The 13,257-nt window shown below is 59.4% G+C and carries 10 protein-coding genes; 5 read left to right on the top strand and 5 right to left on the bottom strand.

Annotated features, from left to right (window positions below; all coding sequences use genetic code 11):
* Positions 1-74: 74 nt before the first annotated feature.
* The 3 genes from ES815_RS03640 to ypfH all read left to right on the top strand — a co-directional run bounded on the left by ES815_RS03640 (position 75) and on the right by ypfH (position 3,726).
* Positions 75-941: a neutral zinc metallopeptidase gene (locus ES815_RS03640; protein WP_142486661.1), complete on the top strand. Its 867-nt coding sequence runs from the start codon at positions 75-77 to the stop codon at positions 939-941.
* A 15-nt stretch (positions 942-956) separates the two neighbouring features.
* Complete coding sequence (locus ES815_RS03635; RefSeq protein ID WP_409518828.1) at positions 957-2,957, top strand: tRNA(Met) cytidine acetyltransferase TmcA; 2,001 nt, start codon at positions 957-959, stop codon at positions 2,955-2,957.
* Positions 2,958-3,030: 73 nt separating this feature from the next.
* On the top strand, positions 3,031-3,726 hold the full coding sequence (gene ypfH / locus ES815_RS03630) for an esterase (protein ID WP_142486659.1): 696 nt from the start codon (positions 3,031-3,033) through the stop codon (positions 3,724-3,726).
* A gap of 36 nt (positions 3,727-3,762) precedes the next feature.
* Here ypfH and ES815_RS03625 read toward each other — a convergent pair whose 3' ends face one another.
* From ES815_RS03625 to ES815_RS03615, 3 genes are read right to left on the bottom strand one after another with little or no spacing between them, the layout of a single operon-like run.
* Positions 3,763-3,960, bottom strand: a complete 198-nt coding sequence (locus ES815_RS03625; RefSeq protein ID WP_095453344.1) for a YpfN family protein — start codon at positions 3,958-3,960, stop codon at positions 3,763-3,765.
* Positions 3,961-3,985: 25 nt separating this feature from the next.
* Entirely contained in the window at positions 3,986-5,113 is a 1,128-nt protein-coding gene (gene dapE / locus ES815_RS03620; RefSeq protein WP_142486658.1) for a succinyl-diaminopimelate desuccinylase, read from the bottom strand.
* Between the two features lie 3 nt (positions 5,114-5,116).
* A complete protein-coding gene (locus ES815_RS03615) occupies positions 5,117-5,473 on the bottom strand; it encodes an ArsC family reductase (protein WP_142486657.1) in 357 nt (118 codons plus the stop codon).
* 388 nt (positions 5,474-5,861) lie between these two features.
* Between ES815_RS03615 and ypfM the strand changes: the two genes are divergently transcribed.
* Positions 5,862-5,921 carry a protein YpfM gene (gene ypfM, locus ES815_RS03610; RefSeq protein ID WP_015572204.1) on the top strand — a complete coding sequence of 20 codons (60 nt, stop codon included), beginning with the start codon at positions 5,862-5,864 and terminating at the stop codon, positions 5,919-5,921.
* Between the two features lie 107 nt (positions 5,922-6,028).
* Here ypfM and acrD read toward each other — a convergent pair whose 3' ends face one another.
* Both acrD and narQ read right to left on the bottom strand, forming a co-directional pair.
* Entirely contained in the window at positions 6,029-9,142 is a 3,114-nt protein-coding gene (gene acrD / locus ES815_RS03605; RefSeq protein WP_142486656.1) for a multidrug efflux RND transporter permease AcrD, read from the bottom strand.
* Between the two features lie 201 nt (positions 9,143-9,343).
* Entirely contained in the window at positions 9,344-11,038 is a 1,695-nt protein-coding gene (gene narQ, locus ES815_RS03600) for a nitrate/nitrite two-component system sensor histidine kinase NarQ (RefSeq protein WP_142486655.1), read from the bottom strand.
* 218 nt (positions 11,039-11,256) lie between these two features.
* On the opposite strand from narQ, the gene aegA reads away from it, so the two are divergent.
* The gene (gene aegA, locus ES815_RS03595; RefSeq protein WP_142486654.1) at positions 11,257-13,218 is read left to right on the top strand and encodes a formate-dependent uric acid utilization protein AegA; all 1,962 of its coding nucleotides are present in this window, start codon (positions 11,257-11,259) and stop codon (positions 13,216-13,218) included.
* The last annotated feature ends 39 nt before the right edge of the window (positions 13,219-13,257 follow it).

Raw genomic sequence — 13,257 nt, 5'->3', positions numbered from 1 at the left:
TGTTTGCAGTGGTAATCTTGCCCCGAACCGCCTACGATCATACTTATTATCAAGATGATATTTTCGAGGTGGTTATGCGCTGGCAAGGGCGTCGTGAAAGTGACAATGTGGATGACAGACGCAGTAGCGGGGGCCCATCGATGGGCGGCCCGGGATTTCGCCTGCCGGGAGGCAAGGGCGGCATCATTATTCTGCTGGTAGTGGTGGTGGCCGGCTACTACGGCGTCGACCTGAGCGGATTGCTGACCGGGCAACCGATGCAGCAGCAGCAGTATCAGTCGCCGCGCTCCATCAGCCCGAATGAAGATGAAGCGGCGAAATTTACCTCAGTGATCCTCGCTACCACGGAAGATACCTGGGGCCAGCTGTTTGATAAAATGGGCCGGACCTACCAACAGCCGAAGCTGGTGATGTACCGCGGCGCCACGCGTACCGGCTGCGGGACCGGGCAGTCGGTAATGGGACCGTTCTACTGTCCTGCCGATTCGACCGTCTATATCGATCTCTCCTTCTACGATGACATGAAACGCAAGCTGGGCGCCGATGGCGACTTTGCTCAGGGCTACGTTATCGCCCATGAAGTGGGCCACCACGTACAGAAACTGCTTGGCATCGAGCCTAAAGTCCGTCAGCTGCAGCAGAACGCCAGCGAGAAAGAGGTTAATGCGCTGTCGGTGCGTATGGAGTTACAGGCCGACTGTTTTGCCGGCGTCTGGGGCCACAATATGCAGCAGGAGGGCGTGCTGGAAGCAGGCGATCTGGAAGAGGCCCTCAACGCCGCCCACGCCATTGGCGATGACCGTTTGCAACAGCAAAGCCAGGGGCACGTTGTACCGGACAGCTTTACACACGGAACCTCGGAACAGCGCTATAGCTGGTTCAAAAAAGGTTTTGACGGCGGCGATCCGGCACAATGCAACACCTTCGGTAAGGCCATGTAATTCTCAATGTCAGGGATGAATTTATCAGGATTGCCTGAACAACTGGCGCGAAAAGGGCACCGGCGATTGCTGGTGCTGAGCGGTGACGAGGCGTGGACACAGCAGCAGGCGCTGCTGCTGAAGGGGGATTATCCTGGCGACTGGCTGTGGGTAGGCGACGATGCCCCACAGCTCCCCTCATGTTCGCCCCAGGCGCTGAATCAGCTGCTGGGCCGCGAGTTTCTCCATGTCATCTTCGATGCCCGTCACGGCTTCGACGTCTCGGCCTTTGCGGCCGTAGGCGGCACGCTGCGTGCCGGAAGCCTGCTGGTATTACTTACGCCAGCCCTGGAACATTGGCCGGAGAAAGCCGACCAGGATTCGCTGCGCTGGAGCGACAGCCCAGACCCGATCCCCACGCCACGCTTTATCGAACATTTTTGCCGCCACGTTTCGCGCGATCCGCAGGTTATATGCTGGCAGCAGGGCGCACCTTTTCCTCATCTGCGCAATGCATATGCCCCCGACTGGCACCCGGCCAGCGGTGAGCCGCAGCGCGAGCAGGCCGGGATTCTCCATTATCTGACAACGATGCCAGAAGGGGTGGCCGCCGTGACCGCAGCGCGCGGACGCGGAAAGTCGGCGCTGGCGGGCATGCTGCTGCAACGCATTACCGATCATGCCATTGTGACGGCCCCCGCCAGAGCGGCGACGGAGGTTATCGCCCGCTTCGGTGGCGACCGCTATCACTTTATGGCTCCTGACGCGCTGCTGGCCTCTGACCAGCGCGCCGACTGGCTGATCGTCGATGAGGCGGCGGCGATCCCCGGCCCGCTGCTGGCGCGGTTGGTGACGCGCTTCCCCCGGGTGCTGCTGACTACCACCGTGCAGGGGTATGAGGGCACCGGCAGGGGATTCCTGCTGAAATTCTGCGCCCGTTTTAGCGGGCTGCGATACTTTACCCTCAGCGAACCGGTGCGCTGGGCGGCGGGCTGTCCGCTGGAGCGCATTATTGCAGAGGTACTGCTGTTTGATGATGCGCCCGACGACAGCCTCCCGCAGGGGGAGATCGTATGTACGCCGCTGGAGCAGGAGGCCTGGAGCCGCGACCCTGAACTGCCGGCGGTGGTCTATAAACTGCTCTGCGCCGCTCACTACCGGACCTCACCCCTCGACCTGCGGCGCATGATGGACGCTCCCGGGCAGCATTTTTCCGTGGCCCGGGCCGGCGAGCGCGTCTGCGGCGCGCTGTGGCTGGTGGAGGAGGGCGGTCTGAGCCCGGCGCTCAGTCAGGCGGTGTGGGCGGGCTATCGCCGCCCACGCGGCAATCTGGTGGCGCAGTCGCTGGCGGCCCACGGCGGCTCACCGCAGGCCGCCACCCTTACCGCCCGACGAGTGACGCGCGTTGCCGTCCAACCTGCCCGCCAGCGCGAAGGCATTGGCCGGGCGCTGGTTGCCGCTGCCAGCCAGCAGGTGAACATTGACTACCTTTCCGTCAGCTTCGGCTACACCGAAGAGCTCTGGCGCTTCTGGCAGCACTGTGGCTTTGTGCTGGTGCGCATGGGAAGCCACCGCGAGGCCAGCAGCGGCTGCTACACGGCGATGGCGATCCTGCCCCTCAGCGCGGCGGGGCAGGCGCTGTGCCAGCGCGAGCATCAGCGGCTCTGTCGTGATGCGCCGATCGTTGAACGCTGGAACGGTGAAAAGATCCCGGTAGTGCCAGCAGGTGGGGCTACCCTTAATGATGATGACTGGCTGGATCTGGGCGGGTTTGCCTTTGCGCATCGCCCCCTTCCTGCGGCGATGGCCAGCCTGACGCGGCTGCTGCAGGCGACGGATCTGCCGCTGGCAGGACTGCGGGGCAGGATTGAGCAGGGGCTGGACGATAGCGCCCTGAGTCGCGCGTTGTGTCTTAGCGGGCGCAAAGCCTTGCTGAACCATCTGCGTACCGAGACGGGCCAGGCGCTGACGCAGCTGGACAACGAACGTTGTCAGAGGCTGAAGCACCGCGTTTTGCAATGGCAATTTTTTCAATGACTTCATCAGTAAACCGGCATGTTCATTCTGCCTGTCAGGCGTAGAATCCCGCTTATCAATCAAGGAGACTGCCATGAAACATGACCATTTTGTTGTCCAGAGCCCCGATCGCCCGGCTAAACAGCTGTTGCTGCTGTTTCATGGCGTCGGCGATAACCCGGCTAATATGGCGCAGATTGGCAGCTGGTTTGCGCCTCTGTTTCCCGATGCCCTGGTGGTGAGCGTGGGCGGCGTTGAGCCGTGCGGTCCGAATGGCCGTCAGTGGTTTTCGGTGCAGGGCGTGACCGAAGAGAACCGTCAGGAGCGTGTGGATGCGATCATGCCGACCTTTGTTGACACGGTGCGTTACTGGCAGCAGCAAAGCGGTGTCGGGGCAAATGCCACCGCGCTGATCGGTTTTTCTCAGGGCGCGATCATGGCGCTGGAGAGCGTGAAGGCCGAGGCGGGATTAGCCTCCCGGGTGATTGCATTCAATGGCCGCTATGCGACCCTGCCCGAGCGGGCGACCACCGAGACCACTATCCATCTTATCCACGGCGGAGAAGATCGCGTAATTGAGCTGTCTCATGCGGTTGCCGGTCAGGAGGCGCTGATCCGCGCGGGCGGCGATGTGACGCTGGATATTGTCGACGATCTGGGACATGCCATTGACGACCGCAGCATTCAGTTCGCGCTGGACCATCTGCGTTTTACCGTGCCGAAACACTATTTCGATGAAGCGCTCAGCGGCGGCAAGCCGAACGACGACGGTATTGTCGAGTTTTTCTGAGGATAACCCTCTCCCCGTAAGGAGAGGGTAAAAGCGTTACTTCTTCTGGTCCTTTTTCGGCCAGTCGTCTTCGTCGTCCCACTTGTCGTTAAAGTCACGATGCGGAGGGAGGTCAGGTTTGTTGGCGAGGAATTTCTTGTGGTCAACGCGCTTGAGATCCTTGATCACGTTCAGCAGCACGCCTACCAGAAAAACCAGTACCAGGATCCACCAATATTTAGCCAGCCAGTCCATTCGCTTATCCTTCTTGGGGCAACCGTCAGGCGACGAGCTGCTCCATGATTCGTTGATACATACGGGCCAGCAGCTGCAAATCAGCGGCATTCACGCATTCATTGATTTTATGAATCGTGGCATTTACCGGCCCAAGTTCCACCACCTGCGCACCCATACGGGCAATAAAACGTCCGTCGGATGTGCCGCCCGTGGTCAGCAGTTGCGGTTTAATTTCATTATAGTGCGCGATAGCGTTAACCACCGCATCCACCAGCTTACCGCGTCCGGTCAGGAACGGCTGACCGGAGATCCACCAGTCCACGCTGTAGCGCAGCTGGTGTTTCTCCAGCAGTGCCGCGACGCGGGCTTTAATCATCTCGTCCGTCAGCTCGGTGCTGAAGCGGAAGTTAAACTGCACAAACAGATCGCCGGGGATGACGTTGTTGCTGCCGGTGCCGGCCTGGATATTGGCAATCTGCATACTGGTTGGCGGGAAATAGTCGTTGCCCTTGTCCCACTCGATACCCACCAGCTCGTTGAGCATCGGCGCGGCGCGGTGCACCGGGTTATCTGCCAGATGCGGATAGGCTACGTGGCCCTGAACGCCGTGAATAGTGAGGTTACAGGTCATGGAGCCGCGACGGCCATTTTTGACCACGTCACCCACCACTTCGGTGCTGGACGGTTCGCCCACCAGGCAGTAATCCAGGCGTTCGTTACGCGCCATCAGCGTTTCTACCACCTTCACGGTGCCGTTTTTGGCACTGGCCTCTTCATCAGAGGTGATCAAAAACGCCAGACGGCCTTTATGATTCGGGTATTGCGCCACGAAACGTTCGGCGGCAACCACCATCGCTGCCAGAGAACCTTTCATGTCCGCCGCGCCGCGACCAAACAGCATGCCGTCGCGGATCGTCGGTTCGAAAGGAGGATTGATCCAGCGGTCAGCGTCACCGGCTGGCACCACATCAGTATGTCCGGCAAACGCCAGCGTTTCGCCCTGACCACGCCAGGCCCAGAAATTTTGCGTATCGCCAAAATCCATAGGTTCGACGGTAAAACCAATCGCCCGCAGGCGTTCGATCATCAGCGCCTGACAACCCGCATCGTCCGGGCTCAGGGAGGGGCGGCGAATAAGCTGCTGAGTCAGCTCAATGACCGGGCATGACATAGACTACACCTCAATAAAATAGGTTTGGTATTGGTTTTCGTTGAAACCCAGCAGCATAGGCTTACCGGGCGCCCAGAGCAATGGGCGTTTAATGATTGCTGGCATTTCAACCATTAAGGCGGCGGCGCTGGCGGCATTGTCGATGCTGGCGCGCAGGCTCTCATCCAGTTTGCGCCAGGTGGTACCGCGGGTGTTCAGCAGGGCTTCCCAGCCCAGTTCCGCGATGAATTTCTGCATTAAATCCGCATCAAGACCGTCGGCGCGATAGTCGTGAAAACGGTAATCAACTTTGTTTGCCTCCAGCCAGCGGCGGGCCTTTTTGATGGTGTCGCAATTTTTGATGCCGTAAAGGGTAATCATGGTGAATCCTTTTGTCTTAACAGGGAGCGATTGCTCAGTATTTTCGATGTTTAAGCGATTGCGAAAATATAACACATTTGTTTTATTACTTAATTTTATATTGAGGGGTGGTATAAATAATGTACAGCGCATGAATATTATTTCACCTTTATCGCATAGAAGTCCAGGTGCTAAAAAGTCGTGTAAGAACAGCCGCTAATTATTTTTTTCGTCGTTAATTAAGGTTATTTCAAAATATTGCAGTTGGTCACATAAAATTTATCGGACTGGACCCATATTATCTACAAGCCAGTCGTACCAACGGGGGTAGAGCAGTATCACTGATTAAAAAGTCTTCACAATGATGATATATTCTCGTAGAATGGCCATAATAATAAGAGAGGTAGTTATGATTGAACGTGAACTGGGGAACTGGAAAGATTTTATCGAAGGCATGCTTCGTAAATGACATTCAGGAAGAACTGCAAGAGCACTTAATTAGCTAAATAACAATAATGTGAAAATAAACACATAAAAAAGGCGGCCGGTAAGGACGCCTTTTTCATTTTCAATATCTTATTTCTGTTTTTCCTTTAGCGGGAAACGTCGGCGGACCAGCACAAAGAACAGCGGAACAAAGTAAATGGCGAGGATGGTGGCGGAGATCATCCCGCCCATTACCCCGGTTCCCACCGCGTGCTGGCTGCTCGATCCCGCCCCAGAGCTGGTGGCCATCGGCAGCACGCCGAAGACAAACGCCAGCGAGGTCATCAGGATCGGACGCAGGCGCTGGCGACAGGCGTCAAGGGTCGCAGCCATCAGCTCCTGGCCTTTCTCATTCATCTCGTTAGCAAACTCGACGATGAGAATGGCGTTCTTCGCGGAGAGGCCAATGACCGTTAACAGCCCGACCTGGAAGTAGACGTCATTCTCCAGCCCGCGCATCCAGGTGGCGAGCAGGGCACCGATTACCCCCAGCGGCACCACCAGCATGACCGAGAACGGCACTGACCAGCTCTCATACAGGGCGGCCAGACAGAGGAACACCACCAGCAGCGACAACGCATAGAGCGCCGGCGCCTGGGCACCGGAGAGGCGCTCCTGATAGGACATCGCGGTCCACTCAAGGCCAAACCCGGCAGGCAGCTGCCGCACCAGATTTTCCATCACGTCCATGGCGGTGCCGGTACTGACCCCCGGCGCGGCCTCACCGACAATCTCTACCGCTGAATAGCCGTTGTAGCGTTCCATACGCGGAGATCCGGTCTCCCAGCGCGAGGTGGCGAAGGCCGAGAAGGGCACCATGCCGCCGTCTTTGTTGCGCACGTACCACATGTTGATATCGTCCGGCAGCATGCGGTATTTGGCTGCCGCCTGCACGTAGACCTTTTTCACGCGGCCCCGATCCATAAAGTCGTTCACGTAGCTCGAGCCCCAGGCGGTTTGCAGGGTGTCATTGATATCGTCAATGTCCACGCCCAGCGCCTGCGCCTTACGCTGATCAATATCAATCTGCAGCTGCGGGCTGTCATCCAGACCGTTGTGGCGCACGCGCGTGAGGGAAGGATCCTCCCCGGCCAGCTCCAGCAGTCGGTCGCGGGCGGCCATCAGCGCCACATGCCCGGCTCCGGCGTGATCCTGCAGCTCCATATCAAAACCTGCCGAACTGCCGAGCCCGCTGATGGCCGGTGGGCTGCTGGCGAAGACCCGCGCCTCTTTGATGTGGCTGAAGGCTTTGGTGGCGCGCTCGATGATGGCGAACGAACTGCCGGTTTTGGCATCGCGCTCATCCCAGTCTTTCAGGCGCACGAACATACGCGCCACGTTCTGCCCGTTCCCGCCAGGGCCAGAGCCCACGGTAGCAAACACCGACAGCACGTTGTCTTTCTCTTTGGTGAAGAAGTAGGACTCCACCTGCTGAACCACCTTCAGGGTCTGCTGCTGGGTAGAGCCGCTGGGCAACTGCACCGAGGTGATAAACATGCCCCGGTCTTCAAGGGGCAGGAACGAGGTCGGCAGACGCAGGAACAGGAACACCATACCGCCCAGCAGAAGGACGTAGATCAGCACCCAGCGCAGGCTGCGGTGCAGGATCCGCCCGACGCCCGCCTCATAGCGCGCGGCGTTGCGGTTAAACATGCGGTTGAACCAGCCAAAGAACCCTTTCTGGCCGTGCTGTTCGCCCTTATGCAGCGGTTTAAGCAGAGTGGCGCAGAGGGCCGGGGTGAGGATCATCGCCACCAGTACCGACAGCACCATGGCTGAGACGATGGTAATGGAGAACTGGCGGTAGATTGCGCCGGTGGTACCGCCAAAGAAGGCCATCGGCACGAATACCGCAGACAGCACCATGGCAATACCTACCAGCGCCCCCTGAATCTGTTTCATCGATTTTCGTGTCGCTTCGCGCGGGGAAAGCCCCTCTTCGCTCATGATACGCTCGACGTTCTCCACCACCACGATGGCGTCATCCACCAGCAGGCCTATCGCCAGCACCATGGCAAACATGGTGAGGGTGTTGATGCTATAGCCAAAGGCGTAGAGCACCGTAAAGGTGCCCATCAGTACCACCGGCACGGCGATGGTCGGGATCAGCGTGGCGCGGAAATTTTGCAGGAACAGGTACATCACCAGGAACACCAAAGCGATGGCTTCCAGCAGGGTTTTCACCACATCTTCAATCGAGGCCTTCACGAAGGAGGTGGTTTCATAGGCGATTTTGTACTCGAGCCCGTGAGGGAAATAGTGCGACAGCTCATCGAGGCGGTTAATGACCAGTTCTGCCGTGGCCATCTCGTTGGCGCCGGAGGCCAGCTTTACCCCCAGGCCGGAGGCCGCTTTGCCGTTAAAGCGGCTCAGGTAATCGTACTTCTCGGCGCCCATTTCGACGGTGGCGACATCGCCCAGCCGCACTTCCGAACCATCCTGGTTGACGCGCAGGGTGATATCGCGGAACTGCTCCGGGGTCTGTAACAGCGACTGGGAGTTAATGGTGGCGTTCAGCGCCTGCTTATCAATGGACGGCGTACCGCCCAGCTGGCCGACCGCAATCTGCGCATTTTGTGATTCGATGGCGTCGGTAACATCTTTCGCCGTCATCTGAAAACTGTTCAGCTTCGCCGGGTCGAGCCAGATGCGCATCGAGTATTGTGAGCCGTAGGCGTCGATATCCCCCACGCCGTTGATGCGGCTGAGCGGATCCTGAATATTACTGGCGACATAGTCAGCGATATCCTGCTTATCCATCGATCCGTCATTGGAGACAAAGGCGATGGTCAGAATGTTGGTATCGCCGGTTTTACGCACCGTCACGCCCTGATTCTGCACCGCCTGCGGCAGCTTACGCAGCGCGGACTGCAGCTGGTTTTGCACCTGCTGCACCGCTTCATCCGGGTCAGCGCCCGCGGTAAAGCTCAGCGTAACCGTCGCCTGCCCGGTGGCGCTGCTCTGGGAAGACATGTACATCAGGTTGTCGAGGCCGGTCATGTTCTGCTCGATCACCTGGGTGACGGTGTTCTCCAGAGTTTGCGCGGATGCCCCCGGATAGTTAGCCGTGATCCGCACGTTAGGCGGGGCCAGATCCGGGTACTGCTCAACAGGAAGGGAAAAAATGGCCAGCGTGCCGGTCAGGCACAACAAAATTGCCAGCACCCAGGCAAAAATGGGGCGATCGATGAAAAAATTCGCCATTAAAATAAGACCTCGTTTTGCTGCGCGTCGTCATTGTACATTGCCCGCATAACTCTAGCGGCAAGGCGGATGCCAAACGTGGAGAAATAAAGGAGATAATGTAAATTATCATGCGCTTTATTCGCGTCGTTGCCCGTTGTGAAGCGGTGAGTATTGTCTATCCGCATGGCTGACTGGTGACATTCCCCCCCGTTTTTACCGTTATTTACCCTCGGTAGCGGCTGACGAGCGGAAACAGACGCTGACCTGCGTCCCTCCGCCGGGCGGCTGCGAGAAGTGCAGGGTGCCCCCCAGCCTGTCGGCGCGCTCGCGCATGATGTTCAGACCGTAGTGACCCGGCGGCTCGCTGGCGTCGCCAATCCCGATACCGTTGTCGCAAATGTTCACCCTATGGCTACCGTCCGGGGCGGTAACGCAACTGACCTCAATGTCGCTGGCCTGGGCGTGCTTGATGGCGTTTAGCACCGCCTCGCGCACAATTTGCAGCAGGTGGACCTGCATCTGGGCGTCCAGCGCCAGGGAGGAGAGCTGGCAGTCGAGGCGCAGTGTTGCGCCGGTCTGCTTCTGGAGATCCTCCAGAGTCTCCTGTAGCGCAGCGGGCAGGTTGGCCTGGTTCAGCGTCAGGCGGAAGGTGGTAAGCAGCTCGCGCAGCTGACGGTATGCGGCATTCAGCGCCCGGGAGAAATCGGTAATGATCGCCTGCGCTGCCTCGTTTTCCTCCGGCACCGCATGTTTAAGCAGCGTCAGCTGAATGCGCAGATACGACAGCACCTGCGCCAGCGAGTCGTGCAGCTCGCGGGCGATGGTGGCGCGCTCCTCCATCAGCAGCAGCTGGTGGTAGTGCTTTTGCGCCTGGTTGGAAAAGAGGCCGCGCCCGAGCATGGTGGCGACGCTTTTCATCAGCGGGATCGGCACGGCGCGCTGCTCGCTTTGCCAGCGTAGCTCACCGAACCGGGTCTCCAGCATAATGACCGGCAGCACCTGCGTCTCCAGGTGCTCGGCGGCCTCGCCCTCCTGCATTTTCCAGCCGTCGCTGGTATGCAGCGCCAGCCAGGCGATCCCGGTGTATTCGCGCACGGTTTGCAGGATATGACGGAAGCAGTGGCTGTCGATCTTGCTGGTGTTCATCTCCTGTGAGCAGGTAAACAGCATCTCCAGCTGCTGGTGGGCCTCGTGCAGATGGTGCGTCTTCTCTTCAACCGAAATTTCCAGAGAGCGGTACAGGGTGTGCAGCTCGGCGGCCATATGGTTAAAGGTGCGGGAAAGCAGGCCAAGCTCGTTCGGCAGATCGGTATCCGGCACCGGGATATCAAACCGGCCCTGTTCGATGTGCAGGCTGGAGGCGACCAGACGATTGAGCGGGGCGACCACCTGCTGGCGGATCCGCCGCAGCGTGCTGAGCGCCAGCAGAATGATGCCGATCGCGCCGGCAAAGGAGATGGCGAACACCAGCTGGATTTTATGTTCGGCGTAATGCTGCAGGGAGAGAACAAAGGCGTCGATACGCGCCACATACTCATCCATATGGTTCTGATACCAGGCGTAATCACCCTGATCGAGTTTCTCGTTAACACCCTGCCACGCGAGCTGCAGCAGGTGATAACGCTGTTGAACCTCATCCGGCACGTACCAGCTTTTCAGGGTGAGCAGGGCGGGGGCATTCAGCGTTTGCTGCCAGGCCTGTCGATGAGGCAGCAGATCGGCGCTGCCCCGTTGTATATCGTAACCCAGGCGATAGCTCTGCATCCGCAGTGACCCCGCCAGGTTGATCGCTTCGGCGTCGCGCTGGCTGCTGGCGAGGGTAAACAGCGCAATGGCGCTCGTCAGCAGCGACAGGGCAATGATGGCGAAAAAGGCCCGGGCAAGGCTGCGTGAAACCGGTTGTTTAACTATCACAAATCGCGTCCTGAGCTAATACGAAACAGACCTGAACAACGTTTCCGTAGGGGGAATGAAACGTAATTTCATCAGGAATGAAATTAATTGATCTGACACAGGTTCAGGCGAAATAGTTCGCGTTCCTGGGCAATTGAACATTGCCTCAACCCGTTGCGGTGGGTAAATACATTATTCATACAAAGAATAAGGTTATTTGGGCCAGCAGGGGAACCGTGATGAATCATTTTATTATGGCTAATAGCCAGTTATGCATTGGATGTCGAGCCTGCGAAGTGGCGTGCGTCATGGCGCATCATAATGAACAGCATGCCCTCAGCGCGCGCCATTTTACCCCCCGTATCACCGTGGTGAAAGAGGGCAATAAGCACAGCGCTGTTACCTGCCACCACTGTGAAAACGCCCCCTGTCTACAAAGCTGCCCGAATGGCGCCATCAGTCGGATGCGCGACAGCGTGCAGGTTGATGAGCAGAAGTGTATCGGCTGTAAAGCCTGCGTGGTGGCTTGCCCGTTTGGCACTATGGAGGTGGTCACCGGGGCGCAGTCGGCCACCGCGCAGAAGTGCGATCTCTGCCTGGATCGCCCCGAGGGGCCGGCCTGCGTGGCGAACTGCCCGGCGGATGCCTTATCAAGGGTCACGCCCGATACCCTGAATCAGCTGACCCGTACGCGGCAGGTGCGCACGGCGCGCCATGAGGCGCAGCCGTGGCAGACCGGGGCGGCGGTGACTCCCCGGACGATCGGCAAGCGCGAGCGGATGTATGCCCTGGCCGCGCGCGGCGAGCCGGATAAACTCTCCCCCGAGGCGCGGGCGGGTAATTTCGACGAAATCTATCTGCCGTTCCGTCCGGCGCAGGCGCAGCGTGAAGCCGACCGCTGCCTGACCTGCGGGGAACATTCGGTATGCGAATGGACCTGCCCGCTGCACAACCACATTCCCCAGTGGATTGAGTGCGTCAAGGCCGGGGATATCGACGCTGCGGTGGAGTTATCCCATCAGACCAACTGCCTGCCGGAGATAACCGGCCGGGTCTGTCCCCAGGACAAACTGTGCGAAGGGGCCTGCACGGTGCGCGACGTTGCCGGGTCGGTGACCATCGGCAACATCGAACGCTATATCTCCGACCAGGCGCTGGCCAAAGGCTGGCGGCCCGATCTGAGCCAGGTCACGCCCGTCAATAAGCAGGTCGCCATCATCGGGGCCGGGCCCGCCGGACTGGCCTGCGCCGATGCGTTAATCCGCCGCGGCGTTAGCGTCACGGTCTTTGACCGCCACCCGGAGATCGGCGGCCTGCTTACCTTCGGCATTCCGGCCTTTAAGCTGGATAAATCGCTGCTGGCCCGCCGTCGGGAGATCTTCACGGCGATGGGCATCCGCTTCGAGCTGAACTGCGAGGTGGGTAAAGATCTCCCGCTGGCGCAGCTGCTTAGCGAATACGATGCTCTGTTTGTTGGCGTGGGCACTTACCGTTCGATGAAGGCGGGCATTCCCCATGAGGATGCGCCCGGGGTCTACGATGCCCTGCCGTTCCTGGTGGGCAACACCCGGCAGCTGATGGGGCTGGCCCCGTCGGTAGAGGAGCCCTTTGTCGATACCGCCGGGCTGAACGTGGTGGTGCTGGGCGGCGGCGATACGGCGATGGACTGCGTGCGCACCGCGCTGCGTCACGGGGCCGCCAGCGTCACCTGCGCCTACCGCCGGGATGAAGCCAACATGCCGGGCTCGAAAAAAGAGGTCAAAAACGCCCGGGAAGAGGGGGCCGCCTTTGAGTTTAACGTGCAGCCGGTGGAGCTGACCCTCGACGAGACCGGGCGGGTTAACGGCATTCGCCTCCTGCGCACCCGGCTGGGCGAGCCTGATGCCCAGGGCCGCCGCCGTCCGGTGCCTGTCGAGGGTAGCGAGTTTGTCATGCCTGCCGATGCGGTGATCATGGCCTTTGGCTTCAACCCGCATGCCATGCCCTGGCTGCAGGCCCAGGGGGTCGAGGTGGATGACTGGGGGCGGATCGCCGCCAGCGTCGAGACGCGCTACCGCTATCAGACCAGCAACCCGCAGATCTTTGCCGGTGGCGACGCGGTGCGCGGCGCCGATCTGGTGGTCACGGCAATGGCGGAAGGGCGGCATGCCGCCAAGGGCATCGCTGACTGGCTTGGGGTCGAGGCACCCGCCCCGCATTAACCTGACGGACGACAACGCGGGCTTCTCAGCGTAGTATGA

Origin of the sequence: Leclercia adecarboxylata, assembly GCF_006874705.1 — a bacterium.
In the GTDB taxonomy this organism is placed as follows: domain Bacteria; phylum Pseudomonadota; class Gammaproteobacteria; order Enterobacterales; family Enterobacteriaceae; genus Enterobacter; species Enterobacter adecarboxylatus_C.
This window is presented reverse-complemented; position numbering and strand designations above follow the sequence as displayed.

Bases quoted from the DNA above. Each gene is read 5' to 3' on its own strand.
- acrD (WP_142486656.1), bottom strand. From the start codon at position 9,142: ATGGCGAATTTTTTCATCGATCGCCCCATTTTTGCCTGGGTGCTGGCA.
- ES815_RS03625 (WP_095453344.1), bottom strand. From the start codon at position 3,960: ATGGACTGGCTGGCTAAATATTGGTGGATCCTGGTACTGGTTTTTCTG.
- ES815_RS03640 (WP_142486661.1), top strand. From the start codon at position 75: ATGCGCTGGCAAGGGCGTCGTGAAAGTGACAATGTGGATGACAGACGC.
- dapE (WP_142486658.1), bottom strand. From the start codon at position 5,113: ATGTCATGCCCGGTCATTGAGCTGACTCAGCAGCTTATTCGCCGCCCC.
- aegA (WP_142486654.1), top strand. From the start codon at position 11,257: ATGAATCATTTTATTATGGCTAATAGCCAGTTATGCATTGGATGTCGA.
- ypfH (WP_142486659.1), top strand. From the start codon at position 3,031: ATGAAACATGACCATTTTGTTGTCCAGAGCCCCGATCGCCCGGCTAAA.
- ES815_RS03615 (WP_142486657.1), bottom strand. From the start codon at position 5,473: ATGATTACCCTTTACGGCATCAAAAATTGCGACACCATCAAAAAGGCC.
- ES815_RS03635 (WP_409518828.1), top strand. From the start codon at position 957: ATGAATTTATCAGGATTGCCTGAACAACTGGCGCGAAAAGGGCACCGG.